Raw genomic sequence first — 23,460 nt, 5'->3', positions numbered from 1 at the left:
CGGGGGACCCGTACCCCGAAAGCGCCGCTCATATGCGCGGCGCCGTTGACGCGCTCTGGACCAGCCAGGCGCGCAGGCTCTCGATCTCGGCGTCGACGGCGTCGCGCGTCGCCGCGTCGAACGGCTCGTCGCGGTGCACGGCGTGCACCAGCAGCTCCCCCTCGTCCCGGTCGAAGCGGGCGTCGAGCTTCCCGACCAGGCGGTCGCCGTACAGGATCGGCAGCGCGTAGTAGCCCCAGCGGCGCTGCACGGCCGGCTTGTACATCTCCAGGATGTAGTCGAACTCGAAGAGCTCCGCGACCCGCTTGCGGTCATAGAGCAGCCGGTCGAACGGCGAGAGCAGCACGGCCCGGCCCGCGAGGGGCTCCGCGACCCGGTCCAGCTGGCCCGGCTCGACCCACCACCGGCCCCGGACACCCTCGACGACCGCCGGCTCGCCGATCGGGCCCACGTCGACCGGCTCCCCCGGCATCTCTGCGGCCGCCGCGCGCGCCAGTCCGAGCGCCGCCAGCCGGCGCTCCGCGCGCAGCCGACGGGCGGTGGCCAGGTCCGGCACCGGGTCGTCGGGATAGACCCGGTCGGCGAGGTCCCAGAGCTTGTCGCGCCCGTTCCGCCCGGCGACAGCGACCTCGCCGTTCTCGACCAGCAGCCCGAGGAGCATGACCAGGTTGCGCTGGTTGTTCCAGCCCGAGGAGCGCCACGGCTGCACGCACGTGTCGGGGAGCTCGCTGGTGGGCAGCGGACCGTCGGCGCGCAGCCGGCCCAGCACGTCGCGACGGCACTCGTCGTTCGTGAGCAGCCAGTCGCGCCGGCGCTCCTGCCAGTCCCGGAGCGGCTCCTCCCCCGGCCAGATCGCCATCTCGGCACGGTGGGCGGCGAGGTCGTCGGGGTGGCGCACGGTGCCGCGGAGCTCGACCAGCCGCTGCTCGTCCAGGGCGTCGCGCAGGTCCTGGGGGTCGTACGCCGCCCCGATCCGGCTCCACAGCACCAGGTCCGCGCTGGGCGCGATCGCGCTGGTGGGCTCGAGCCGCACCAGCCACAGCCGGCGGACGGTCTCGGCCAGGTCGGTGGACCGCTCCTGGGTCAGCAGCTGCGCGCGGACGGCGATCCGGCGGGCTTCCGCGCGGCTCAGCCGGTGGATGGTGACCATGCCTGACCCTAGGGCGGCGGCGCCGCTCCTGCGACCGGCGCGGGTCAGCGCCCGGACGGCTCCGGTCCGGGACCGCCGTGCTCGAGCACCAGCTCCCGGGCCCAGGCGAGATCGTCGGCGTGGCCGCCGGATGCCGAGGCCGCCCGGCGGCAGGACAGGCAGGCCGCCCGGTCGCCACCCGCGTCGACGTGCAGCAGCCCGGCCGCCCAGCCCGCGAGCCCGTCGAGCAGGGCGCCCGCGTCGGCGACCTGCTCGGCGATCAGCATCTCGATGGCGTCCAGCGCCGCGAGCAGCTCCTCCTCCCGCGACAGCAGCCCGTCGCGGTCGCCGTGGGCGCCCGTGGCGGCCAGGCTGCGGGAGAGTCCGAGCCAGCGGGCGACCAGGTGCGCCTGGCGCTCCAGGTCACCGGAGCGCGCGCCGCGGACCCGGACCTGGGTCGGCTCGGCGGCCGGCTCCCCCGACGCGGCGGCCGGCCACGGACCGCGCAGGACCACGCCGGGGCGGTCCGGGACGGCGCGTGGTCCGGGGAGCGGTCTCGGCGGTCTGCGCGAGGACCTCTTCGTGCCGACCTGCCTCCTGAGGAAGTCCGGCGAGATCAGTGTCGCCACGAGCGCCCGCCGGCGCTGGCTGCTCACCTCGTGCGAGCGCCGGGTCCGCTGGGTCGGGCAAGCGTGCACCGTACGGCGGCAGTCGGGGTCGGGTTCGGGCTCAGGTCCGGCATGGTCGTACCTCTCGTCGGGGAAGCGCCCTCCCCGTCGCGAACCCCGTCCGAGGGGATCCGCGAGGGTGCCGGGAAGCGCGGAGTTGAGGAACTCTCGAACGAACCGGTCCCCCCTAAAGGGTGAAAACACGCGGGTCCGCTCGGCGCTTTTCGAGGACGCCGGCCCCGCACGGGATCCGATCAGTGCGGGCCCACCCGGAAGACCGGCCAGCCGATCTCGGTGCGCCAGGCGGTCGGATCGGCGGTGTCGCGGGGGCCGACCAGGTAGCCCGGACCGGTCCGGCCACCGGATGATCGACGAGGCCGCCCGCGAGACCACCACGTCCTGAGGAGGCCGGTGACGCCTCTGGACCACCCATGATCACCAGGGGTTCTCGCGGCGGGCGGAGGCGGGGCTCAGGACGAGCCGGTGTGGTCCGACCCGCCCGAGGACCAGGTGTCCGTCCAGCTGTAGGCGTCGTCCTGCGACGAATGGAACCGCGATTCGGAGCGTGGGCTGCGAGCCTGGAGCTCGCCGCGGCGGAACTTGAGGATCACCCACACGAACAGCCCCAGGACGCAGCCGACCACGACAGCGGCGAGGAAGCCGACGAGGGCGAGCAACGGCATCACCTCCCCCATGATCAGGCCCTCTCGGCCGGGTGACCGGCACTCGCAGTAGCCATCAGGTGCTCCCGGGGCTCGAGGGGATGGGCCTGGCTGGGTGCGCCGCCGGCGGCTTCCCGGCAGCACCCTCGCTCACACCATGCCCCGTGGGACGCGCCCTGAACCTGCGCCGGCTCAGGCCGGAGCGCGCCACGAGATGCACTCGCCCTCGCCTGCGGGCGTGGCGCGTCGGTCAGCGCCGGTTGCGAGGATGCTGGCGAGCCACCCGCTCGTTGCCGTGCCGGTAGTTCCCGGTCCAGCGGGCCATGGCCAGCTGGGGATCGTCCTCGACCTCGGCGAGGAACTCGGCGGCCCGGCCGCCCCGCAGCTTCGCGGCCGTCCGGCCGTGGTGGGTGATGAGCACGCTGCCGTCGGCGCGAACGACGTACGCGAATCCCTCCGGCCGACCACCCACCCGCCGGATGCTACGACACTTCCCCGGGCTCGCACCGCGACCAGATGGCGCCCACCGGGTCTGGACACCCGACCGCATCCGGCCGCGATGATCGGGCGCAGCTTCCGGCCGCGCTCGGCCAGTCCCGGGCGACGATCAGGACGGGCTCTGGCGGCGGGCGTAGGCGCGCTTCATCTTTACGTGGTTGCCGCACCCGGCCATCGAGCACCAGCGCCGCACCTTGTTGCGCGAGGCGTCGACGAAGGCCCACCGGCAGGTCTCCCGGACGCAGACCTTGAGCCGGTCCCAGGTCTGGTCCTCGTGGCAGCGCCGGACCGCGTCGAGCAGACCGCGCATGGCCTGGTCGAAGGGGTCCCGGGCAGCCGCGTCGAGCGCGTAGCCCTCGGCGTCGAAGCGCAGCACGACCGGGAGGTCGGCGAGCGTCCGGTTGAGCTGCTCGATCGCGGCGGTGTCGACGGGGTCGACGGCATCGACGTCGGCTCCACCGCGGGCCTGCAGCACCGCGCGCAGGCCCTCGCGGACCTCGACGGCACGCCGGAGGTCGGAGTCGCGCAGGTCGGCGTCCACCGGGAGCAGGCCCCGGTCGACCAGCCAGGTCCGCAGGGCCGCGGCGCTCGTCAACTGGTCGGTGCCCTGCTGGGGCTCCCGGGTGTTGACGAAGTCCCGCAGCAGGCCCAGCGCCGGGGGCGGCTCAATCTCCAACGAGGTCATGACGCCTCCCTTCTTCACACCAACATAGGCACTTGACCGGTGTGAGTCCAGGAGTGCACGCTGACAACACCGGCAAACCACTTTGACCGGTGTAGGCGGGAAGGGTGGTGGCGTCATGCCTGACGCGCTGAAGGACCCGGACCCCGAGGAGCAGCGCAGCCTGCTGGACCGGCTGAGCGAGCTGCTGGTCGCGATCGGCTGGGCGCGGCTCTTCGGGTAGCGGTCGGGTGCCCGCTCGCGGGCCCGCACCGGTCCGGACACACGCGACCGCATCGAGCCGCAATGATCGGGCGCAGCGCGCCTCGAACCCCGCAGGCTGGAGCGCGGAAGGAGGGACTCCAGATGATCGCCGATCTCAACCTCGTCGTCGATGACATCGAGGCACAGCTCGCAGCCGACCCCTCGACCCCCGTGGATGTCGCCGGCCTCGCCGCGCGGACGGGCACGACCGAGCACCATCTGCGCCGGATGTTCGCGTCGCTGGCAGGCATGCCGCTCTCGGAGTACGTCCGGCGGCGCCGGATGGCTGCGGCGGCCGCCGACCTGGTGGGCGCGGACGACAGCGTGCTCACCGTCGCCGTCCGGTACGGCTACGGCTCGACCGAGGCATTCGGGCGCGCGTTCCGTGCCGTCCACGGTGGCGGCCCCGGCGACGTACGGCGTGACGGAGGCCCGCTACGCACACAACCGCGGATCAGGTTCCACCTGACCGTCGAAAGGGAGTGTCCCCATGGACACCCGGATCGCCACCCTGCCCGCCGTGCGCCTCATCGGGCACGCGGTCCGCGTCCCGCTGATCCACACCGGCGAGAATCCCCACATCGCCGCGCACGTCGCCGCGATCCCGGCTGAGGAGACTCGGCGACTCAAGGACCTGAACGACACCGAGCCATCCGGGGTGCTCGCCGTCAGCGACGACCTCGACCCGGACCGGGCCGAGGGCAGCGAGCTGACCTACCTGCACGGCGTGGCGACCACGGCCGACCCGCCAGCGGGGCTCGACGTGATCGAGGTCCCGGCGGGCACCTGGGCGGTGTTCCGCACCGAGGGCCCGCACCCGGCCGCACTGCAGGAGGCCTGGGCGGCGACGGCGACGACCTGGTTCCCCTCCCAGCCCTGGCGGCTGCGCCCCGGGCCGGAGATCGTGGCGATGCTCGCCTTCGACGCCGCTGCAGGGACGGCGACCTGCGAGCTGTGGCTGCCGGTGGAGCCCGCGTAGGGATTCTGCACGCGCAGACAGAACACGAGAGCCGGCCTGACGATGTCAGGCCGGCTCTCGTTCAAGAGGGCTGGCTCTCGATGGGGTTTCGAGACGATCGCTGCGCGACCTCCTCAACCACCGTCACCGGGACCGGCAATTCTGCGAAGATCTCCGCTGAATTCTGCGAAGACCTCGAGGTGGAGCTGGCGGGAATCGAACCCGCGTCCTCGAGCGTCGAACCAGGTCTTCTCCGGGTGCAGTTCGTGATATCGCTTTTCTCGGCCCCAGGGCTCGCACGAACACGTCCCCGACAGGCTCAGTCACGGAATAGTCCCGCTCACCCTCCGCGACGCGGGATGAGCAGCAAGTCTCCTAGATGACGCCAGGGTCCGGGACGGAGACGGATGCCCGGTCTGACGCTTCGATCACCGCTCAGGCGGCGAGAGCGAAGGAACTGCGCTTAGCGTTGGCAGTTATAGGTTTCCAGCGAGCGTTTACGAGATGACGCTGGCTCCTCGACCCGCTTCCCCTGGAACTAACGTCCCAAGTCGAAACCGATCAGCCCCTCTTGAGTTGTACGACGACCGAGGCCGCCTGCGCCTCAGTCTAGGGGGTCCAACCAGCCCGACGCACCAGGCATTCCCCCGGACCCCGTCCGGTCCCTCACCTCGCGGACTCCCGCGGGGCCTCCTGACCGGCCTCCGGCTCGGCGGGGGGAGCCGCCGTCGACCAGACCGCGACCCGGGTGATCCGGTGGTCCACGACCTCGGCGACCTCCAGAACCACCCCGTCGACCGCGACCCGGTCGCCCTGGGCCGCCATCCGCTCCAGGCGCTCCAGCAGGTAGCCGGCGACGGTCTCGTACGGGCCGTCCTCCAGCTCGATGCCGGTGCGGTCGGCGAAGTCCTCGAGGCTCAGGCTGCCCTCGACCGTGAGCTCCTCCCCCGGCCCCAGCGACGGCGGCGGCGCCGACTCGTCGTACTCGTCGCGGATGTCGCCGACCAGCTCCTCCACCAGGTCCTCGAGGGTGACGATGCCGTCGGTGCCGCCGTACTCGTCGACGACGACGGCCAGGTGTACGCCGTCGCGGCGCATCCGGTTCAGCGACGGCAGCACCCGGTTCGTCGCCGGCAGCAGCAGCACCTCGCGGCGCAGGTCGGCCACCGTGTGCTCCTGGTCCTCCCCGTGGCCCAGCACGTCGCGCAGGTGCAGGTAGCCGAGGATGTCGTCGAAGTCGCGCCCGGTGATCGGGAAGCGCGTGTACGGCTGCCGGGCGAGCACCCGGGCCGCCTCGGCCAGCGTCATCGCGCCCTCCAGGAAGACCACGTCGCCGCGCGGGCGCATCACCTCCTTCACCGAGCGGTCGCCGGCGGCGAAGACGTCCTCGACGATCTCCCGCTCCTCGGCGGGGATGCCCTGGTGCCCGGAGATGAGGCCGCGCAGCTCCTCCTCGTCGATCTCCTCGTTGGTCGCGTCCGGGTTCCCGCCCAGCAGCCGGACCAGCGCGTTCGTGGAGATCGAGAGCAGCCAGATGACCGGGGTCATCACGGTCGCGAACCTGCCCAGCGGCGGGGCCAGGATCCGCGCGAAGCCCACGGACCGCTGCAGCGCCAGTCGCTTGGGGACCAGCTCGCCCAGCACCAGCGACAGGTAGGACACGACCAGCGTCGTGACCACCAGCGAGACCGTCTCGGCGGCCGGCAGGCCGAGGCTCTCGAACGTCGGCGCGAACTGGGGCGCCAGCGTCGAGGCGCCGAACGCCGCCGAGAAGAAGCCGGCCACGGTCACGCCGATCTGCACGGCGGAGAGGAACCGGTTCGGGTCCCGGGCCAGCCGGGCCACGGCCGCGCCACGGCCGCCCTCCGAGTCGAGCCGGTCCACCTGGCCGACCCGCAGCGACACCAGGGCGATCTCGGTGGCCGCGAAGACCCCGCCCATCAGGATGAAGGCGATGACCAGCAGGATGTCCACAGCGGTTCCGGAATCCATGCCGCCACCGTAGCCAGGAGCCGTCGAGAGCGAGTACGCCGTGCCCCCGGCGCCGAGGCGGTCAGGCCGTCGCCCAGTCCCGCATCGCGGGGACGCCCGGGCCGGTCAGCTCGTCGACCAGCGCGGCCCGCCCGGCGAGGGCCGGGCCCAGCGCCCCGGCCGGGCCGGCCACCTCCGGGCCCGCCCCGTGCTGCCACCCGACGTCGGTGGCCCGGTAGGTCGCCGCCGGGAAGCCGCGGCGCAGCACGCCGAGCATCGGGGTGTGCCCGACGAGGAAGTCCAGCACTGGGACCCAGGAGCGCGGCGGCCGGTCCAGGGCGATCCCCAGCGGCACCGCGATGTCGACCCGATGCACCATGACGTCGGTCAGCGGCGCCCGGGGCCCCATCCCCGGTGGGGCGAACCGGCTGTCGACGTGGGCGCGCACCCACGCGACCAGCTCCCCGGGCGACCGGTCGGCGTACTGCTCGGCGAGCAGCTCGGTGGTGCGGGCCGGCGAACCGCCGGCGCGCACCGCTGCGAGGAGCTTCTGCCGGACCCCGCTGTCCTGCGCGCTGACGAGGTGCGCGAGGACCCCGTGCACCGTCCACGCCGGGCACAGGCTCGCCACGTCCCACTGCTCGGGGCCCAGTCCCTCGAGCAGTGCGACGAACGCGAGCCGCTCGTCGGCGACGGTCCGCCACAGGTCGGTCATGGCCCAGTGTGCGCCTACTCGCCGAGCAGCCGCACCCCGTTCTCCCAGCACACCGCCCGCAGCCAGTCGTCGCCCAAATCGAGGCGGGCCAGCGACTCCAACTGGTGGGCGTAGGGGTAGGGGATCGTCGGGAAGTCGGTGCCGAGCAGGACCCGCTCCTGCAGGTCGAGCAGCCGCGGGCGGAGCTCGCGCGGGTACGGCGCGTCCGCCTCGAAGAAGTCGGTGAACACCATCGTCGTGTCCAGGTGCACCCGGTCGTGGCGCTCCGCCAGCGCCAGGAACTCGGCGTACTCCGGGGCACCGAGGTGGGCGATCACCAGCGTCAGCCGCGGGAACCGGGCCAGCAGCCGCCGCACCGACGCGGGGCCGGTGAAGTCGTTGCCGACCGGGCCGGAGCCGGCGTGCAGGACGACCGGGGTCCCGGCGTCCTCGAGCACGCCCCAGACCGGGTCCAGCAGCGGGTCGTTGGCCAGGAACTCCCCCACCTGCAGGTGCACCTTGAACACCTCGACCCCGCCGGCGACCAGGTCGGCGACGTCGGCACCCGCTCCGGGCTCGGGGTAGAACGTCGCCGACCACAGCGCCTCGGGCACCGTCACGGCGAAGTCGCGGGCCCAGTCGTTGAGGTACGCCGCGACGCCGGGCTTGTGGGCGTAGGGCAGCGTCGGGAACCGGCGTACCCCCATCGCGCGCAGCGTCGCGACCCGCTCCTCGTGGGAGCCGCGGTAGCGGATCGGCCAGTCCCGCCCGATCTTCGGGCCGGCCGCGTCGAAGACCGCCCACACCGCCCGCTGGATGGGCGGCGGCAGGAAGTGGACGTGCAGGTCGATCAGGCCGGGCAGCCCGAGCTCGTTCCAGAACGCCCGGACCGGCTCGACGTCCCCGTCGGGGGCGCCGGCCGGATCAGTCACGCATGCCCTTCAGGTGCCGGCCCAGGGCCTGCTCCTTCTCCCGGTTGGCGGTGCGCTCGGCGATGCTCTGCCGCTTGTCCCACGACTTCTTGCCCTTGGCCAGGCCGATCTCGATCTTCGCGCGGCCGTCCTTGAAGTACAGCGCGAGCGGCACGACGGTCAGGCCCTTCTCGTTGACCCGGCGCTCGATCTTGTCGATCTCGACGCGGTTGAGCAGCAGCTTGCGCTTGCGCCGGGCGGCGTGGTTGGTCCAGGTGCCCTGGGAGTACTCCGGGATGTGGACGCCGTGCAGCCAGGCCTCGCCGCGGTCGATGTCGACGAACCCGTCCACCAGGGACGCCCGGCCCTGGCGCAGCGACTTCACCTCGGTGCCCTGGAGCACCAGCCCGGCCTCGAAGGTGTCCTCGATGGCGTAGTCGTGACGCGCCTTCCTGTTCTGGGCGATCAGCTTGCTGCCCTGCTCCTTGGCCATGGCGTCATTCTCGCAGCCGCGCGCAATTCGAAAACACCTGCCGACGGCACGGGCCGCGACCGGGTGCGGTCACAGGTAGTTCATCGGGTTGGTCGTGTCGCCGTTGGCCAGCGTGGTGAAGTGCAGGTGGCAGCCGGTGGACCAGCCGGTCGAGCCGACGTACCCGATCACCTGGCCGCGGCGCACCCGGTCGCCGGGGCCCACTGTGTAGTGGGTGGCGTGGTTGTAGACCGCGGTGATGAAGCGGCCGTTGACGTTGCCGACGTTGAGGTGCAGCCGGTTGCCGTAGACGGCCGAGAAGTACTTCGAGGCCACGGTGCCGGTCGCGACCGCGTGCAGCGGGGTGCCGCACGCGGCGCCGAAGTCGGTGCCGTCGTGCAGGCCCCAGTAGCCGTAGATCGGGTGCTTGCGGTAGCCGTAGGGCGAGGTGACCGAGCCCGCGACCGGGTGGTCGAAGAACCCGCCGGACTTGCCCCGGTAGCCGGCGCCGGCACGGCGCGCCTGGGCGAGGATCTTCGCCCGGATCGTCTGCTCCTGGCGCTCGAGGCGAGCCAGCACCGCCTGGTCGCGCTCCCGGGCCCGGTCGGCGACCTCCCGGACCGACTTCGCCTGGACCACGTAGGTGCGCACCTCGGCCCGGGCCTGGGCCGCGGCGTCGCGCAGCTGGGCCATCTCGCGCAGGTGGGCGGCGGCGGCGGCGCGCTGCTCGGCGACGGCCACCTTGGCCTTCTCGACCCGGTCCTCGCGGACCCGCAGCAGCACCTCGGTGGCGCGCAGCTTGTCCAGGTCGGCGGCCTCGCGGTTCACGAGCACGTCACCGACCTCGGTACGCCGGATCAGGTCGGTGGAGTCGGCGGAGTCCAGGATCGAGGACAGCGCCATCATCCGCGGGTCGCCGTCCTGGTAGATCGTGGTGACGGTGTCGACGACGGACCTGCGCTGCTCCGCCACGGCCTTCTGGCCGGCGACGACAGCGGCGCTCGCCTCCACCAGCGCCTGCTCGGCGGCGGCGAGCTTCTCGCGCATCGAGATGTCGACCGCGCGGGCGGCCTGCACCTGGGCCCGGGCGGAGGCGAGCCCGGCCCGGCGCTCGCGCAGCTTGCCGAGCGCGACCTCCAGACGGCGGGTGGCGCGGCGGGCCTGCGCGCTGGAGTGCTCCAGCTCGTCGTGGGCCGCCTCCACCTGCTTCTCCACCTGGTGCTGGCGTTTCTTGAGGTCGTCGTCGGCGTGGGCCAGGGGAACTGCCGCGGAACCCGTGGCGAGCGCGCAGGCAAGTGTGACTGCGGCCAGCCGAGGGCGCGAGGCGCTGGGGAAGAAGCGCACCGGGTCAACCTTCGGTGTTCGGGGGTGGTGAACTCTTCAACCGTAGGTGCCGCGGATCAGACTTTGAGGTATTTGCGCGTCAGCAGGAGTGTCGGAATCAGCGTGAGCAGCGGACCGAGGACCGCGACCACGAGCACGGCGGTCGTCAGCTCGCTCCAGCCGATCCAGGGCAGGAACTGCAGGGACTCCTGGAGCTTGTCGCGTACGCCGAACTTCATCAGCGCGACCAGGGCCCCGCCGGCCAGCACCACGCTCACCAGGGCAGTGACCAGCGCCTCGAGCAGGAACGGCAGCGTGATGTAGAGCGTGGAGGCGCCGACCAGCCGCATGATGCCGATCTCCTTGCGCCGGGCGAAGGCGGTGAGCCGGATCGTGTTGGCGACCAGCATCAGCGCGGCGAGCACCAGGAACGCCGCCACGACCAGCGCACCGGTCTGCAGCACGTCCAGGGTGTCGTAGATCTGGCTGACGTACTCCCGGTTGTCGACCACCTTCGAGACGCCGTCCAGGCCCGCGACCGCGCTGGTGATGCCCTCGAACTCGTCGGGGTCCTTCAGCGTGATCCAGATGGCCTCGGGCATGTCCTCGGGGGTCAGCACCGGGTCGGAGCCCTCGAAGTAGTCCTCGGGGAACCCGTAGAGCTCCTTGACCTTGTCGAAGGCCTCGGCGCTGCTCTCGAACCGGGAGGACTCGACCTCGGGGTTGTCGTCGACGGTCTGCTGCACGAGCTCGCGCTGGGCGTCGGTGACCGCCGAGGTGCAGGCCGCCTCCGGGTCGTCGTCGCGGCACAGGTAGACCACCACCTGCAGCGCGTTGCCGTACCGCTCCGCGGCGCGGTCGGCCTGCTGGTTGAGCAGCACCCCGAGCCCGACCAGGGTCAGGGACACGAACAGCGTGAGCACCACGGCCAGATGCATGGACAGGTTGCGGCGCAGCCCCTGGCGGAGCTCGGAGAAGACATAGCGCAGCTGCATGGAAGTGAGGTTCTCCTGGGATCGGGAAGCGTCGAGGTCCGGCGGTGGGTCAGTGCTGGAAGCCGTAGCTGCCCTGGGCCTGGTCGCGCACCACGCGACCGTGGTCCAGCTCGATGACCCGCTTGCGCATCTGGTCGACGATGCCGTGGTCGTGGGTGGCCATCAGCACGGTGGTGCCGGTCCGGTTGATCCGGTCGAGGAGCTTCATGATGCCGACCGAGGTGGTCGGGTCGAGGTTGCCGGTGGGCTCGTCGGCGATCAGGATCATCGGCCGGTTGACGAAGGCCCGCGCGACCGCGACCCGCTGCTGCTCGCCACCGGAGAGCTCGTCGGGGAGCCGGTCCCCCTTGCCCTCCAGGCCGACCAGCTCGAGGGTCTCGGGCACCAGCCGCCGGATCTCGGCGCGCGGCTTGCCGATCACCTGGAGCGCGAACGCGACGTTCTCGGTGACCGTCTTGTTCTGCAGCAGTCGGAAGTCCTGGAAGACCGTGCCGATCTGGCGGCGCAGCCGCGGCACCTTCCAGCCGGCCAGCCGGTTGATCTCCTTGCCCGCGACGTAGACCCGCCCGCTGGTGGGTCGGGTCTCGCGCAGCACGAGGCGGAGGGCCGTCGACTTGCCGGAGCCCGAGGTGCCCACCAGGAAGACGAACTCGCCCTTGTCGACGTCCACCGAGACCTGGTCGAGGGCTGGGCTGCCGGTCCCGGGATAGCTCTTGGTGACCTTCTCGAAGCGAATCACCCGAGCGACGGTACGCGAGGCGCCTGAGAGCGCGCGGACGCGCTCCGTATCTTGTGCTCATGCCCACGCTGCGTCTGCTCCTCGCCGCGTCCGCGGTGACGGTCGTGGCGGTCGCCGTCGGCGTCGCCGTTCTGGTCGACCCCGGCGAGGACGAGGGCCCGGTCGCGGTCCCGAGCATCCCGCTGGCCGAGTTCGACACCACCGGCCTGGCAGTACGCCGAGACGGCTTCTGCGACCGGGTGGATCCGGACCGGGTGGTCGAGGCGGTCGGCGGCGACCCGGTCGACGAGCTGTCCTGGACCCCGGGCGACCAGGGGCCGCCCGGCGTCGACGACATCGTCCACGAGTACGGCTGCTCCTGGACCGGTCCGAACGCCCGCACCGCCACCGCCTGGGTCTTCGCTCCCCCGGTCACCGCGAAGCGCGCGGCGCAGCTGAGCCGCAGCGCCGCCCGGGCGCGGGGCTGCACGCCGGTCGCGGGCGCCCCGGCGTACGGCGCGGAGTCGAGCGCCCTGGTCTGCACCAGCGAGGCGCAGTCGGTGGTCTCCTTCCGCGGCCTGTTCGGCGACGCGTGGCTGGTCTGCAGCCTCGGCGAGCCGCCCACCGCCGACCCGGTCGCGGTCGCCGACCTGGAGGACCGGGCCGGCCGGTGGTGCGTCGCCGTCGCCAGCGCCGCCGCCGCGGACTAGGCGGGAGCTAGGCGACCCGGCGGTCGGCGAGCAGCTCCTGGAGCGCCTCGGCGTCGTGCGGGGCGAAGCCCTTGGCGTCGTTGTCGAAGTAGACGACCACGTCGCCCGAGCGCGCCCAGTCACGGCACTTGGCGGCCCACTCCTCCAGCGCGGCGCGGGAGTAGCCGCTGGTGTAGAGCTCGGTGTCGCCGTGCAGGCGCACGTAGACCAGGTCGCTGGTGACGACCTCGGCCTTCGGGAACCGCCCGGCGGTGTCGGCGACCACGCAGCCCACGTCGTGGGCGCGCAGCAGGTCGAAGGCCTCCTCGGTGCAGAACGACTCGCTGCGGAACTCCAGCGCGTGCCGTACCCGCCGGTCCCCCAGCCCCGGCTCGACAGTGGTCAGCGCCCGGTCCTGGGCGAGTTTGCCGTCGTGGCGGGTGGCCAGCTCGGCGACCTGGTCGTGGGTCCGCGGCAGCCGGGCCAGGAAGTCGGCGAGCACCGCGGCGTCGAAGGCGAGGTTCTCCGGCAGCTGCCAGAGCACCGGCCCCAGCTTGGGCCCGAGCGCCAGCACGCCGCTGGCGAAGAAGTTCGCCAGCGCGGTCTCGACGTTGCGCAGCCGCAGCATGTGGGTGACGAACCGGCCGCCCTTGACCGCGAAGACGAAGTCGTCGGGGGTCTCCGCGCGCCAGCGGGCGTACGACGTGGGGCGCTGGAGGGAGTAGAAGGAGCCGTTGATCTCGATGCTGCCCAGCCGCCCGGCGGCGTACTCGAGCTCGCGGCGCTGCACCAGCCCGGCGGGGTAGAAGTCGCCGCGCCACCCGGCGTAGGTCCAGCCGGAGATGCCGACCCGGATCTCACCCATGGGCAGGCAGTAGCCCGGCCCGGGTGCGGGGAAACGCCCCGCCCGGGACCGGCGCTAGTTCTGCTCGGCCTTCTCGGCGCCGCGGCGCCAGCGGATGCCGGCCTCGAGGAACCCGTCCAGGTCGCCGTCGAAGACCGAGCTCGGGTTGCCGACCTCGTAGCCGGTGCGCAGGTCCTTGACGACCTGGTAGGGGTTCAGCACGTAGTTGCGCATCTGGTCGCCCCAGCTGGCCTGCACGTCGCCCTTGAGGTCGTCGAGGTGCGCCTTCTCCTCGGCCTTCTTGCGGGCCAGCAGCTTGGCCTTGAGCACCACCATGGCGCTGGCCTTGTTCTGCAGCTGGCTCTTCTCGTTCTGGCAGGAGACGACGGTGCCGGTGGGGATGTGGGTCAGCCGGACCGCGGAGTCGGTGGTGTTGACCGACTGACCGCCGGGGCCGCCGGAGCGGTAGACGTCGACGCGGATCTCCTCGTCGGGCACGTCGATCTCGTCGGTCTGCTCGAGCACCGGGACGACCTCGACGGCGGCGAACGACGTCTGGCGGCGGCCCTGGTTGTCGAAGGGGCTGATCCGGACCAGCCGGTGGGTGCCGGCCTCGACGCTGAGGTGGCCGTAGGCGTACGGCGCGTGGATCGCGAAGGTGGCGGACTTCAGGCCCGCCTCCTCGGCGTAGGAGGTGTCGAAGACCTCCACGGGGTACTTGTGCTGCTCGGCCCAGCGCGTGTACATCCGCATCAGCATCTCGGCGAAGTCGGCGGCGTCCACGCCCCCGGCGCCGGCGCGGATGGTCACCAGCGCCTCGCGCGCGTCGTACTCACCGGAGAGCAGGGTGCGGACCTCGAGGCCCTCGACGGCCTTCTTGATCTTGCCGAGCTCGCGCTCGGCGTCGGCGAGGGTCTCCGCGTCGCCCTCCTCCTGGCCGAGCTCGACCATCAGGCCGAGGTCCTCGATCCGGGTGGAGAGCTCGGTGAACCGGTCCACCTGACCCTGGAGGTCCGAGAGCCGCCCGGTCACCCGGGTGGCGTTGGCCTGGTCGTCCCACAGGTCCGGCGCGGCCACCTGCTCCGCGAGGTCGGCGATCTCCACGCGCATCGCGTCCACGTCCAGCACCTGCTCGATGGTGCGCATGGTCGCTTGGAGCTGCTTGATCTCTACGTCGTAGTCAGGGCCCGCCACAAGGAACAAGGTTACGGCGGTCGTACAGGCCTGTCGAAAGGGCGCCGCGGAGCGGGCTCAGCGGCGGGCCAGGACCTGCGAGGCGTACCGGGCACCGTCGGCGCCGCGGTGCGACCCGATCGCCTGGATCCGGTACTCCCCGCGCAGGATGTTCGCCCGGTGTCCCGGCGACCTCATCCAGCCCTGGTTCACGACCGCGCGGCCGGTGGGATAGCCCATCGCGACGTTCTCGCCGACAGCCCGGAGACCGCAGCGGCTCAGGATCGGGCCGAGGTCCTGGTGGTAGATCCGCTGCTGGCGGGCCATCCGCCGGGCGTGCCGGTCGGCGAACCGCTGCAGGCAGCCGTCGCGACGCACCTTGACCAGCCCGCGCTTGGCGCGCTGCTTGTTGGTGGCGCGGTGGGTCTGCTTCTCGTAGGCATTGGGCGCGGCCCGGGAGTCGCCGGGCGCGGTCGCGGCAGGCTCGTTGGGCTCGTGGGGCGCGGCGGCGCTCGGCGTACCGGCGAGGACTGTCAGCGGGAGGGCAAGGGTCAGGAGCGCGGTCATCAGCCTGGCGAAGGGGGTCATCCGAGAGATCCTCCGGTTCCGGGGGGGGAAGGACCGGGCCACGGTATGCGGGGCGGTCCCCCGGGTCGTAAGCGACCCGTGACGCAGGCCACTGCGCGGGTCTACCGTGCCGGCATGGCCATCGCACGCTTCCCGAGCTTCGTCATCGACTGCCCCGATCCCATGGCGCTCGCCGGGTTCTACGGCGAGCTGCTCGGCTGGTCGGCCCAGCCCGAGCCGGACTGGGTCGACCTCCGCTCCGAGGACGGCCAGCAGTGCATCTCCTTCCAGCAGGTGGAGGACTACCGGGCCCCGGCCTGGCCCAGCCAGGACGTCCCCCAGCAGGTCCACCTCGACGTGGTCGTCGAGGACCTCGACGCCGCCGAGCAGGCCGTCCTGGCCCTCGGCGCCACCCGTCACGAGCACCAGCCGGGCGAGACCTTCCGGGTCTTCCTCGACCCGGCGGGGCACCCGTTCTGTCTGTGCGTGGACTGAGGCCCCTCCCCTCCCCTCCCGGGCCTGCCCCGCCCGGCCTGTCTGCAGGGGCGTCCGCAGGCCCGACCTCTCCTGCGGGGTCTGCGCTCACTCGACGGTGGAGACGGCCGAGCCGGTGGCGCCGATGCTCGCGGTGTCGGGGCCGCCGGGGACCCGGAGCGGCAGGTCGAGGGGTGCGGACAGCTCGACGGTGACGCCCTGGTCGGCGCTGACGCCGACGGTGAAGGTCAGGCCCGGGTACTTCTGGTGCGCGCCGGTCGAGCGCAGGTAGGCCGCCACCGAGGCGTGCACCTGGGCGCTGGTCAGCCGCAGCCGCTCGGCCGGCACGCCCTCGGTGTAGACGTCGCGGCCGGTGGCGCCGAGGTCGGCGCCGTGCAGCGCGGCGCCGTCGGCGAGGCTGTCGAGCCCGGAGCGCTGCAGGTACGCCGCGGAGGCGTCCACCACCACGGCGACGCCGATCGCGAGCACCAGCGCGAACCCGATGATCAGCACCGAGACCTGGCCGCGCTCGTGCGGCGCCCGCGACGCGGGTCGGGCCGGCCTCATCGGACCTCCTGGTACTGGCCGATCGGCACCGTGTGGGTCGCGTCGAGCGCGAAGCGCGGCTCCCCGGCGCCCAGCACGTCCGGCAGCACCCACAACCACGGGTCCTCGATGAAGGACGACCTCCACGGCCTGACCGTCGGCTACGGGGTCCTGGCCCGGCAGGTCGACGACATCGAGGACCGGCTCACCACCCACCTCAACGAACGGAGAGACCCGTGAACGTCCCTACTCGCCTCGTCATCGGCTTCGTCGGCACCGCGACCCTCGTGGCCCTCGTGCTCGTCGGGATCCTCGCCATCCGCGGTGCCTCCGTGCCCTCCGAGCTCGGCGCGATTGCGCCGGCCGGGATCACCGGGTTGCTGGGGCTGCTGGTGAACACCAGGGGTGTGGAGACCAGCTAGATCCGTTCGCCAAGACGTGCTCGTGGGCCCAGCCCAGCGCCACGGGAGCGGCCTACATCGCCATCAACCGCTCCTAGGTCCTGGACTAAAAGCATCCTGTCACGAGCGCAATCCTTCGCCGAGGCCCGGCGCCACTGGATACTCTCCGCAGGTGACGTCGTCGGAAGCGGCATACTGGACCGCTATTGCCCAAGTGTTGCCAGTCCTAGGCGTGGGCCTTGTGCTGGAAGTCCGAACGCTCGCCTCGACATTCGCCTTCCAATATTCCAAGGCGTTTCGAGTGTTCAGTTCCTTTTTCTGGACACTCGCAGCGATCGGACTCGCGACCGGGACTTCAACCGCTCTCGGCGCCCTGCTGTACGACCGTCCGCCAGGACGCGCTTGGGCCCATGTGACGCAGATTTCGGCAACATACGCCGCAGTAATCATCATTTTCGGGCCCATCTCCGCCCTCGCCATCTCCCGCAATCCAGGTCTTCTGGCCAACGCTTTGGCCTGGTCGCCCCGGCGCTGGTGGGAGTATCGGACACTCATACGCCTCCTAAACCGAACGCAACGAGCGATTGAAATTCAGCGCTCCCTACGGTTCGAGCAGTATGCGTTAGTTACCGGAATGGTCAGGGAGCTCGACGACGCCTTCTCGCTCGCCTCTGAGGTGCGCTCGGCTTCTGCGGAACTGGATCGCAAGGTCGCACAACTGCGTGTCCGAGCTCTCGACCTTGAGGAACGACTGCCGGCGGCGGTCGCAGGTTACCGCCGCGCTATTCGAAACGAACTGAACTACCGAACCTACAAGGCGCACGCTATCACCCGCCTAAGGGAACTCCGTGCGGCGAGTTCAGCCGAATCTAGAGCCGTCAACCGCGCCGCTCTGGCTGCTCTTGATTCGACGCGAGCGGCAGCCCCGGTCCTCTCGGGCATTGGTCCGGATGACGGTGGGTTCTTTCCTGACCCTGAGCCCGGACCCCCGTTTCCGAGGTATCGCGAGTATCCCTTCATCGTTACGAATCCGTCCCTTTTTGAGTCGCCCCTCGAGCCCCTGCCCCCAACTGATCGCGACTCCCGCACCACCTAGGATGGCCAACCGGCACAGGCGCTCTCTCACCGTCGGCCCGAGAATCCGCGCGATGTCCGCAGCTTGTTCTTGGGTCATTTCCGGCCGGCCTTCGTCGTCCCGTGCGGCCAAGTACTTGATGCGGGCGGTTCCAAACTGACCAGGAGGGGCAGCAGGTCCCGGATCTAACTGGGGGTCACGAGACGGCGACTTTCTCATCTGTCCGTTCACGTGGGCGTCGAGCTTGCAACGAAGTGGTTGCGCACGTCGGCGGCGGACGGCGTGGTTCAGCCATGCCCTCGATAACGAGGGCGGCCCCGCCCGGTGCGCCAACACCGAACGGGGCCTAGGAACCGACGCTGTCAGAAGCGCCAGACCATGAACGCATCTTCGCGTACCCGCACGACCCCGGCCACCACCCAGACGGACTACTCGGCGAGGTGGTCCAACAGGCTCGATATTGCCCGCATCGCGCCGCTCTCCGCCGAGCCATGGGACGGACCGGAGTTCACCCTGGCGCAGGCGACCGCTGTCGTCCGCATCTTCGGCGGTGAAAACACACGCCTCCTCGACTAGTTGAGGAGGCGTGGTCTTCCCGGTCTGGGTGCCGCCGGCGACGAGGATGTTCAGCCCGGCGCGCACTGACGCCTCCAGGAAGGCTGCCGCCCGCGCCGACATGCTGCCGAGCTCGACCAGGTCGGAGGCCCGGCTGGCGCGCAGCACGAACTTGCGGATGTTGGCCGCCGAGAAGCCACGGCTGATGCCCTCCAGCACCACGTGCAGCCGGTGGCCCTCGGGCAGCATCGCGTCCAGGAAGGGCTGGCTCAGGTCGACCCGCCGCCCGCTCGACTTCAGCACTCGCTCAACCAGCTCGGTCACCTGCGCCGAGGTGAGCATCAGGTTGGTCAGCTCGTGGCAACCGTTACGGGCGACCAACTCCCCCACGAGAGCGGACTCGGTCAGGGGATTGAACCGCGTTGGGGTCACTCGACGGTGGAGACGGCAGAGCCGGTGGCGCCGATGCTCGCGGTGGACGGGCCGCCGGGGACGTGGAGGGGCAGCTCGAGGGGTGCGGAGAGCTCGACCGTGACCCGCTGGTCGGCGCTGACGCTGACGGTGAAGGTGAGGCCGGGGTACTTCTCGTGCGCCCCGGTGGCGCGCAGGTACTCCGCCACCGAGGACCGCACCTCGGCGCTGGTCAGCCGCAGCCGCTCGGTCGGCAGCCCCTCGGTGTAGACGTCGCGGCCGGTGGCGCCCAGGTCGGCGCCGTGCAGGGCCGCGCCGTCGGCGAGGCTGTTGAGCCCGGAGCGTTGCAGGTACGCCGCGGACGCGTCCACCACCACGGCCAGCCCGATCGTGAGCACCAGCGCGAACCCGATGATCAGCACCGAGACCTGGCCGCGCTCGTCGCGGCGTACCCGCTCCCCCGAGCGCGGCGGCCTCACCGGACCTCCTGGTACTGCCCGATCGGCACCGTGTGCGTCGCGTCCAGCGCGAACCGCGGCTCCCCCGCGCCGAGCACGTCGGGCAGCAGCGGCAGCCGCACCGAGGAGTCGATGCTGACCGTGATCACCGAGGTCCCCTGGTGGCAGTCGGCGGGGTACGGCGTACAGGTGACCCGCAGCGTGAGCGGTACCTCCGCGATCCCCTGGTCCGCGAACGCCTGCCGGGCCGCGGCCAGCGCCCGGCGCTGGCCCTCGGCGTCATCCGGCGCCAGCGCGTAGGCGCGTCCGGCGGCCCGAGCCGCCGAAGTCGTGGCGTAGGCCCCGCGCTGGACCTCGAAGACCGACAGCACGATCCACAGCAGCGGCACCAGCAGCAGGATCCCCAGCCAGACCACCTCGACCAGGGCACTGCCGTCCTCCCCGCGCCGACGGGGGCGCGCGATCACGGCGGCTCCTCCACGGCCCGGCCGGCCACCTCCAGGTCGACCCCCGGTCCGCCGAGTCCCAGAGCCGGGACCGTGGCCCGCACCGTGACGACCACGACCTGCTGCCCGCCGACGCCCTCCTGGCGGGCGGTGACGTCGCCGGCGAACCGGCCCGAGACCGCGTCGTCGATCTGCCGTCGGGTCAGGGCGGCCCCCTCCTCTGGGCCACGGTCGGCCGTGGCGGCGTACCGGGCCCCCTCGGAGGCCGCCGCGGCCAGCGTGTTGCGGACCAGCAGCACCAGCGCGACCTGCAGGATCCCCAGGAACAGCGGCACCAGGATGACCAGCACCAGCACGAAGTCGACGACGGCCGCGCCGCCCTCGCCCCGGCGGCGCCGCGGCACTACTTCACCGAGTTCAGCGCGCTGGTGAGCATCTGCTGCAGCGCCGGGCCTGCCACCGCGGTCAGCACCGCGACGAGACCCGCGGTCATCACGGTCACCATGACCCAGCCCGGCACGTCGCCGCGGTCGTCGCGGGGCCGGTGCCGCATTCCGGTGACTGCGGCGTGGAGACGGAGGAGGGAGTGGAGGAGGGAGTGGAGGAGGTGTTCCATGGAGTGCTCCGTTCGGGTGTCCGGATCTGAGTGGATCGGGGGGTCAGGGGGTGGTCAGGGACAGGCCGACGACGCCTGGCCAGAACGCGAAGAGCACAGTGATGGGAAGCACCAGGAACACCACCGGCACCATCATCACGACCTCCTTGCGGGCGGCGACCTCGATCAGCTCGCGGCGTCCCGCCTCGCGCACGTCGGCGGCCTGGGCGTGCAGCACGTCGGCGAGCGGGGTGCCGCGCTCCACCGCGACGGCGATGCCCTGGGCGAACCTGGCCACCAGCGGCAGCCCAGTGGTGGCCGCGAGCGACTCGAACGCGGACGCCACCGGCTCGCCGGTGCGTACGGCGGCCAGCACCCGCGCCAGGTCGGCCGACAGCTCGCCGCCGCTGCGGCGTACGACGCGGTCCAGCGCCGCGACCGGGCTCTCCCCCGCCGCGACCGCGAGCGCGAGCAGCTCGGCGACGGTGGGGAACTCGGCCAGAATCCGCCGCTCGCGGGCCCGGACCTGGCCGGTCAGGTGCTGGTCGCGGGCCAGCACCCCGACCGCGAACGCGATCGCGCAGACCACGAGCGCGGCACCGAGCTGGCCGGGGTCGGTGACCGCGCGGAGCAGGGCGTACGCCGCGGCGAGGGCGAACGCCGCCAGCCCCCACACCACCTGCTCGACCCGGAACTCCTGGACGGTCCGGTCCAGGTTGGCGCGGACCAGCCGGCGGCGTACCGACGCGGAGCCGCCCAGCACCCGCTCCACCGACTCCGCGGCCGAGCGCAGGACCGGCCCGAAGACGCCGGCCACGGCCGAGGTCGGCCGCGGGTCCACGCCCAAGCGCGGGGCCGCGCCTCCGGCCGGCGGCAGGTCCCGGACGTAGGGCAGCACCCGGTCGGCAAGCGGCGTACGCCGCAGCGCGAGCACGCGAACCCCGGCCAGGAGCAGCCCGGCGCCGGCGGCGGCGCCGAGGACCGCTCCCCACATCGCGAGCGTCACGACAGGATCCGCTGCTCGACCGGGAGCCGCCCCAGGCGCATCATCAGCCGGTAGGCGGCCACGCAGGCGACAGCGCCGACCGCCAGGACCAGCACCCCGGCCGGCGAGGAGTAGCGCCGGATCACCTCGGTCTGGAACGACATCATCAGCAGCACCAGCCAGGGCGCGGCGACGGCGAGGCGGGCGCCGTTGACGGTCCAGGACTGGCGCGACTCGAGCTCGGAGCGGGTCCGGGCCTCCTCGCGCAGGTAGCCCGACAGGTTGCGCAGCAGCCGGCCGAGGTCGCCGCCGCCGACCTCGCGGGCCACCCGCAGCCCCTCGACCACCCGGTCCCCGACGGGGTCGGCCAGCCGGTCCTTGAGCCGGTCCAGGGACTCCCCGAACCGGCCGGTCACCTGGTGGTCCAGCGCGAACGCCGCGAACGCCGGCCGCAGCGGCTCCGGGCCGCGGGTGCCGAGCGCGGACAGGGCATCGGGCAGGGACATGCCGGCGCGCACCGCCGAGGCCAGGTTGTCGACCGCCTCGGGCCACACCTCGGCGAGCTCGCGCTGCCGGCGCCGCGCCCGCCCGGCGACCAGCGCCACCGGGAGGTAGGCGCCCATCAGCCCGAACGCCACCGCCACCGGCGGCGTGCGGGAGACGACCTGGAGCACCGCGCCCGCCACGGCGCCGGTCGCCAGGCACAGGGCGACGAAGCCCGGCAGGGACACCTCCGCCATCCCGGCCCGGGCCAGAAGCACTGCCGTGCGGCCCTCGCCCCGCGGTCGCGCCGGCGGACGGGGCAGCGCGAACGCCGACCACACCAGGAGCAGCCCGACCCCCACGCCGAGCCCGACCAGGGCGCCCATCAGACGGCCTCCCGCGGTCCGGGCGCGGGGTCGCTGAGCAGGCCGTGCACGTCGATCCCGATCCGCTCGTACCGCTCCACCCGTGGCGGCACCCCCGGCGTACGCCGCAGCTCCCCGCCGTGGCGCTCGAAGAGCGGCTGGGTCTCGATGACGTCGCTCTCCACCCGGCCCGGGACGCCGACGATCTCGTTGACCCGGCGTACGCCGTGCTCGTCGATGCCGAGGTGGACGACCAGGTCCAGGGACGCCGCGACGGTGGGCACCACGAACCGGGCCGAGATGTTCTCGCCTGCCAGCAGCGGCAGCGTGCAGACCTTGACCAGCGCCTCGCGGGCGCTGTTCGCGTGGATCGTGCACATCCCGGGCAAGCCCGCGTTGAGGGCCAGCAGCAGGTCCAGGCACTCCTCGGCGCGGACCTCGCCGACGATCAGGCGGCTGGGCCGCATCCGCAGGCTCTCCTTGACCAGGTCGCGCAGCCGGATCTCGCCGGTGCCCTCCAGCCCGGCCTGCCGGGTCTGCAGCGGCACCCAGTCGGGGTGCGGGAAGCGCAGCTCGTAGACCTCCTCCGCGGAGACCACCCGCTCGCCGCCAGGGATCGCGGCGGCGAGGCAGTTGAGCATCGTGGTCTTGCCGGTCTGGGTGCCGCCGGCGACGAGGATGTTCAGGCCCGCGCGCACCGAGGCCTCCAGGAACGCCGCGGCTCGCGCCGAGAGGCTGCCGAGCTCAACCAGGTCGGTGACCCGGCTGGCGCGGAGCACGAACTTGCGGATGTTCACGGCCGAGAACCCCCGACTGATGCCCTCCAGCACCACGTGCAACCGGTGCCCCTCGGGCAGCATCGCGTCCACGAACGGCCGGCTCAGGTCCACCCGCCGCCCGCTCGACTTCAGCATCCGCTCCACCAGCTCGGTCACCTGCGCCGCGGTGAGCATCAGGTTGGTCAGCTCGTGGCGCCCGTTGCGGGCGATGAAGACCCGGGACGGATCGTTGATCCAGATCTCCTCGACCTCCGGGTCCTCGAGGAACGGCTGCAGCGGCCCGAACCCCGAGATCCGGGCCACCAGCTCCCCGACCACTGCCTCCGGCTCGGCCACCGGCGCCACCTGGCCGGTCAGGCTCCGCTCGTCGTGGGCGCGCACCTCCGCGGTCGCGATCCGGCGTACGACGCCCGGCTCGCGCTGCGGGTCGACCCCCTCGCGGCGGATCGCGTCGCGGACCCGCTCGGCCAGCTCGTCGACGAGCGCGTCACGGCTCGCCGCGTGATGGTGGCGGGTCAGCGTCATGTGGTCCCAGTCCCGGGTCGAGTCCTGCCTCAACGTAAAGGAATCTCCGGACGCCGGGCAGGCCCCGCAGCGAATCTGTGGACAACCTGTGAGCAGTGGGACGACTGAGCCGGATGGGGCATTCCTGAGCGGGAAAGTCCCCCTGGGGACAGGCGCGACCGGCCG

Annotated in this window: 28 protein-coding genes, 1 other RNA gene and 1 pseudogene; 5 read left to right on the top strand and 25 right to left on the bottom strand. The window is 72.3% G+C overall.

Annotation, left to right across the window (positions count from 1 at the left end; all coding sequences use genetic code 11):
- Window positions 1–28 precede the first annotated feature (28 nt).
- The 5 genes from EBO35_RS04845 to EBO35_RS04820 form a co-directional block, all read right to left on the bottom strand.
- Complete coding sequence (locus EBO35_RS04845; RefSeq protein WP_122816714.1) at window positions 29–1,150, bottom strand: DNA glycosylase AlkZ-like family protein; 1,122 nt, start codon at window positions 1,148–1,150, stop codon at window positions 29–31.
- 44 nt (window positions 1,151–1,194) lie between these two features.
- Entirely contained in the window at window positions 1,195–1,644 is a 450-nt protein-coding gene (locus tag EBO35_RS04840; RefSeq protein WP_122816713.1) for a hypothetical protein, read from the bottom strand.
- Between the two features lie 623 nt (window positions 1,645–2,267).
- Window positions 2,268–2,492 carry a hypothetical protein gene (locus EBO35_RS04830; protein ID WP_122816712.1) on the bottom strand — a complete coding sequence of 75 codons (225 nt, stop codon included), beginning with the start codon at window positions 2,490–2,492 and terminating at the stop codon, window positions 2,268–2,270.
- A 217-nt stretch (window positions 2,493–2,709) separates the two neighbouring features.
- Window positions 2,710–2,931, bottom strand: a complete 222-nt coding sequence (locus tag EBO35_RS04825) for a hypothetical protein (RefSeq protein ID WP_122816711.1) — start codon at window positions 2,929–2,931, stop codon at window positions 2,710–2,712.
- A 135-nt stretch (window positions 2,932–3,066) separates the two neighbouring features.
- The gene (locus EBO35_RS04820) at window positions 3,067–3,642 is read right to left on the bottom strand and encodes a CGNR zinc finger domain-containing protein (protein WP_122816710.1); all 576 of its coding nucleotides are present in this window, start codon (window positions 3,640–3,642) and stop codon (window positions 3,067–3,069) included.
- Window positions 3,643–3,924: 282 nt separating this feature from the next.
- Between EBO35_RS04820 and EBO35_RS20355 the strand changes: the two are divergent.
- Both EBO35_RS20355 and EBO35_RS19705 read left to right on the top strand, forming a co-directional pair.
- Window positions 3,925–4,245, top strand: a pseudogene (locus EBO35_RS20355) (helix-turn-helix domain-containing protein); the annotation flags it as partial.
- A gap of 127 nt (window positions 4,246–4,372) precedes the next feature.
- Window positions 4,373–4,861 (top strand): GyrI-like domain-containing protein, encoded by a 489-nt coding sequence (locus tag EBO35_RS19705; protein ID WP_241153867.1) that lies wholly within the window; start codon window positions 4,373–4,375, stop codon window positions 4,859–4,861.
- Window positions 4,862–5,038: 177 nt separating this feature from the next.
- Here EBO35_RS19705 and ssrA read toward each other — a convergent pair.
- The 8 genes from ssrA to ftsE all read right to left on the bottom strand — a co-directional run bounded on the left by ssrA (window position 5,039) and on the right by ftsE (window position 11,945).
- Window positions 5,039–5,409, bottom strand: a transfer-messenger RNA (tmRNA) gene (gene ssrA / locus EBO35_RS04810).
- Between the two features lie 97 nt (window positions 5,410–5,506).
- Window positions 5,507–6,832: a hemolysin family protein gene (locus EBO35_RS04805; RefSeq protein ID WP_122816709.1), complete on the bottom strand. Its 1,326-nt coding sequence runs from the start codon at window positions 6,830–6,832 to the stop codon at window positions 5,507–5,509.
- A 61-nt stretch (window positions 6,833–6,893) separates the two neighbouring features.
- A complete protein-coding gene (locus EBO35_RS04800; protein ID WP_122816708.1) occupies window positions 6,894–7,526 on the bottom strand; it encodes a maleylpyruvate isomerase family mycothiol-dependent enzyme in 633 nt (210 codons plus the stop codon).
- 14 nt (window positions 7,527–7,540) lie between these two features.
- A complete protein-coding gene (locus EBO35_RS04795) occupies window positions 7,541–8,437 on the bottom strand; it encodes an amidohydrolase family protein (RefSeq protein WP_122816707.1) in 897 nt (298 codons plus the stop codon).
- Entirely contained in the window at window positions 8,430–8,909 is a 480-nt protein-coding gene (smpB, locus tag EBO35_RS04790) for an SsrA-binding protein SmpB (RefSeq protein ID WP_122816706.1), read from the bottom strand. Before smpB ends, EBO35_RS04795 begins: the two co-directional genes overlap by 8 nt.
- Window positions 8,910–8,978: 69 nt before the next feature.
- On the bottom strand, window positions 8,979–10,232 hold the full coding sequence (locus tag EBO35_RS04785) for a M23 family metallopeptidase (RefSeq protein WP_164477807.1): 1,254 nt from the start codon (window positions 10,230–10,232) through the stop codon (window positions 8,979–8,981).
- A 56-nt stretch (window positions 10,233–10,288) separates the two neighbouring features.
- Entirely contained in the window at window positions 10,289–11,206 is a 918-nt protein-coding gene (gene ftsX / locus EBO35_RS04780) for a permease-like cell division protein FtsX (RefSeq protein WP_122816704.1), read from the bottom strand.
- A gap of 49 nt (window positions 11,207–11,255) precedes the next feature.
- Window positions 11,256–11,945, bottom strand: a complete 690-nt coding sequence (gene ftsE, locus EBO35_RS04775; RefSeq protein ID WP_122816703.1) for a cell division ATP-binding protein FtsE — start codon at window positions 11,943–11,945, stop codon at window positions 11,256–11,258.
- A gap of 59 nt (window positions 11,946–12,004) precedes the next feature.
- Between ftsE and EBO35_RS04770 the strand changes: the two genes are divergently transcribed.
- The gene (locus EBO35_RS04770; RefSeq protein WP_122816702.1) at window positions 12,005–12,634 is read left to right on the top strand and encodes a hypothetical protein; all 630 of its coding nucleotides are present in this window, start codon (window positions 12,005–12,007) and stop codon (window positions 12,632–12,634) included.
- A gap of 7 nt (window positions 12,635–12,641) precedes the next feature.
- On the opposite strand, the gene EBO35_RS04765 is transcribed toward EBO35_RS04770, so the two are convergent.
- From EBO35_RS04765 to EBO35_RS04755, 3 genes are read right to left on the bottom strand one after another with little or no spacing between them, the layout of a single operon-like run.
- The gene (locus EBO35_RS04765; protein ID WP_122816701.1) at window positions 12,642–13,478 is read right to left on the bottom strand and encodes a DUF72 domain-containing protein; all 837 of its coding nucleotides are present in this window, start codon (window positions 13,476–13,478) and stop codon (window positions 12,642–12,644) included.
- 54 nt (window positions 13,479–13,532) lie between these two features.
- A complete protein-coding gene (prfB, locus tag EBO35_RS04760; protein ID WP_122816700.1) occupies window positions 13,533–14,651 on the bottom strand; it encodes a peptide chain release factor 2 in 1,119 nt (372 codons plus the stop codon).
- 57 nt (window positions 14,652–14,708) lie between these two features.
- Window positions 14,709–15,218, bottom strand: a complete 510-nt coding sequence (locus EBO35_RS04755; RefSeq protein ID WP_122816699.1) for a CAP domain-containing protein — start codon at window positions 15,216–15,218, stop codon at window positions 14,709–14,711.
- 114 nt (window positions 15,219–15,332) lie between these two features.
- Here EBO35_RS04755 and EBO35_RS04750 point away from each other — a divergent pair, with 114 nt between their 5' ends.
- A complete protein-coding gene (locus EBO35_RS04750) occupies window positions 15,333–15,692 on the top strand; it encodes a VOC family protein (RefSeq protein ID WP_122816698.1) in 360 nt (119 codons plus the stop codon).
- Window positions 15,693–15,779: 87 nt separating this feature from the next.
- On the opposite strand, the gene EBO35_RS04745 is transcribed toward EBO35_RS04750, so the two are convergent.
- Entirely contained in the window at window positions 15,780–16,238 is a 459-nt protein-coding gene (locus EBO35_RS04745) for a pilus assembly protein TadG-related protein (RefSeq protein ID WP_122816697.1), read from the bottom strand.
- Window positions 16,239–16,453: 215 nt separating this feature from the next.
- Here EBO35_RS04745 and EBO35_RS04740 point away from each other — a divergent pair, with 215 nt between their 5' ends.
- Window positions 16,454–16,639, top strand: coding sequence for a hypothetical protein (locus tag EBO35_RS04740; RefSeq protein ID WP_122816696.1), 186 nt, complete (start codon window positions 16,454–16,456; stop codon window positions 16,637–16,639).
- An 838-nt stretch (window positions 16,640–17,477) separates the two neighbouring features.
- Here the strand turns inward: EBO35_RS04740 and EBO35_RS19880 are convergent.
- From EBO35_RS19880 to EBO35_RS04700, 8 genes are read right to left on the bottom strand one after another with little or no spacing between them, the layout of a single operon-like run.
- Window positions 17,478–18,638, bottom strand: coding sequence for an ATPase, T2SS/T4P/T4SS family (locus EBO35_RS19880; RefSeq protein WP_241153866.1), 1,161 nt, complete (start codon window positions 18,636–18,638; stop codon window positions 17,478–17,480).
- 38 nt (window positions 18,639–18,676) lie between these two features.
- Window positions 18,677–19,138 carry a Tad domain-containing protein gene (locus EBO35_RS04730; protein WP_122816695.1) on the bottom strand — a complete coding sequence of 154 codons (462 nt, stop codon included), beginning with the start codon at window positions 19,136–19,138 and terminating at the stop codon, window positions 18,677–18,679.
- Window positions 19,135–19,584 (bottom strand): hypothetical protein, encoded by a 450-nt coding sequence (locus EBO35_RS04725; protein ID WP_241153865.1) that lies wholly within the window; start codon window positions 19,582–19,584, stop codon window positions 19,135–19,137. The genes EBO35_RS04730 and EBO35_RS04725 overlap by 4 nt, the downstream gene beginning before the upstream one ends.
- Window positions 19,581–19,967 (bottom strand): TadE/TadG family type IV pilus assembly protein, encoded by a 387-nt coding sequence (locus tag EBO35_RS04720; protein WP_122816694.1) that lies wholly within the window; start codon window positions 19,965–19,967, stop codon window positions 19,581–19,583. The genes EBO35_RS04725 and EBO35_RS04720 overlap by 4 nt, the downstream gene beginning before the upstream one ends.
- A complete protein-coding gene (locus EBO35_RS04715; RefSeq protein WP_122816693.1) occupies window positions 19,967–20,179 on the bottom strand; it encodes a hypothetical protein in 213 nt (70 codons plus the stop codon). Before EBO35_RS04715 ends, EBO35_RS04720 begins: the two co-directional genes overlap by 1 nt.
- A gap of 43 nt (window positions 20,180–20,222) precedes the next feature.
- Window positions 20,223–21,164, bottom strand: coding sequence for a type II secretion system F family protein (locus tag EBO35_RS04710; protein WP_122816692.1), 942 nt, complete (start codon window positions 21,162–21,164; stop codon window positions 20,223–20,225).
- Entirely contained in the window at window positions 21,161–22,012 is an 852-nt protein-coding gene (locus EBO35_RS04705; protein WP_122816691.1) for a type II secretion system F family protein, read from the bottom strand. The genes EBO35_RS04710 and EBO35_RS04705 overlap by 4 nt, the downstream gene beginning before the upstream one ends.
- Complete coding sequence (locus tag EBO35_RS04700; RefSeq protein WP_241153864.1) at window positions 22,012–23,328, bottom strand: CpaF family protein; 1,317 nt, start codon at window positions 23,326–23,328, stop codon at window positions 22,012–22,014. Before EBO35_RS04700 ends, EBO35_RS04705 begins: the two co-directional genes overlap by 1 nt.
- Window positions 23,329–23,460 lie beyond the last annotated feature (132 nt).

The sequence above is a fragment of the Nocardioides pantholopis genome, assembly GCF_003710085.1.
Classification (GTDB): domain Bacteria; phylum Actinomycetota; class Actinomycetes; order Propionibacteriales; family Nocardioidaceae; genus Nocardioides; species Nocardioides pantholopis.
The sequence above is the reverse complement of the archived record's forward strand: the minus strand, read 5'-3'. Positions and strand labels throughout refer to the sequence as shown.

What these genes read in the sequence shown, in the direction of transcription:
- EBO35_RS04845 (WP_122816714.1), bottom strand. Translation starts at nt 1,150, where the DNA reads ATGGTCACCATCCACCGGCTGAGCCGCGCGGAAGCCCGCCGGATCGCC.
- EBO35_RS04830 (WP_122816712.1), bottom strand. Translation starts at nt 2,492, where the DNA reads ATGGGGGAGGTGATGCCGTTGCTCGCCCTCGTCGGCTTCCTCGCCGCT.
- EBO35_RS04820 (WP_122816710.1), bottom strand. Translation starts at nt 3,642, where the DNA reads ATGACCTCGTTGGAGATTGAGCCGCCCCCGGCGCTGGGCCTGCTGCGG.
- EBO35_RS19705 (WP_241153867.1), top strand. Translation starts at nt 4,373, where the DNA reads ATGGACACCCGGATCGCCACCCTGCCCGCCGTGCGCCTCATCGGGCAC.
- EBO35_RS04805 (WP_122816709.1), bottom strand. Translation starts at nt 6,832, where the DNA reads ATGGATTCCGGAACCGCTGTGGACATCCTGCTGGTCATCGCCTTCATC.
- EBO35_RS04800 (WP_122816708.1), bottom strand. Translation starts at nt 7,526, where the DNA reads ATGACCGACCTGTGGCGGACCGTCGCCGACGAGCGGCTCGCGTTCGTC.
- smpB (WP_122816706.1), bottom strand. Translation starts at nt 8,909, where the DNA reads ATGGCCAAGGAGCAGGGCAGCAAGCTGATCGCCCAGAACAGGAAGGCG.
- ftsX (WP_122816704.1), bottom strand. Translation starts at nt 11,206, where the DNA reads ATGCAGCTGCGCTATGTCTTCTCCGAGCTCCGCCAGGGGCTGCGCCGC.
- EBO35_RS04770 (WP_122816702.1), top strand. Translation starts at nt 12,005, where the DNA reads ATGCCCACGCTGCGTCTGCTCCTCGCCGCGTCCGCGGTGACGGTCGTG.
- EBO35_RS04765 (WP_122816701.1), bottom strand. Translation starts at nt 13,478, where the DNA reads ATGGGTGAGATCCGGGTCGGCATCTCCGGCTGGACCTACGCCGGGTGG.
- EBO35_RS04755 (WP_122816699.1), bottom strand. Translation starts at nt 15,218, where the DNA reads ATGACCCCCTTCGCCAGGCTGATGACCGCGCTCCTGACCCTTGCCCTC.
- EBO35_RS04750 (WP_122816698.1), top strand. Translation starts at nt 15,333, where the DNA reads ATGGCCATCGCACGCTTCCCGAGCTTCGTCATCGACTGCCCCGATCCC.
- EBO35_RS04745 (WP_122816697.1), bottom strand. Translation starts at nt 16,238, where the DNA reads ATGAGGCCGGCCCGACCCGCGTCGCGGGCGCCGCACGAGCGCGGCCAG.
- EBO35_RS04715 (WP_122816693.1), bottom strand. Translation starts at nt 20,179, where the DNA reads ATGGAACACCTCCTCCACTCCCTCCTCCACTCCCTCCTCCGTCTCCAC.
- EBO35_RS04705 (WP_122816691.1), bottom strand. Translation starts at nt 22,012, where the DNA reads ATGGGCGCCCTGGTCGGGCTCGGCGTGGGGGTCGGGCTGCTCCTGGTG.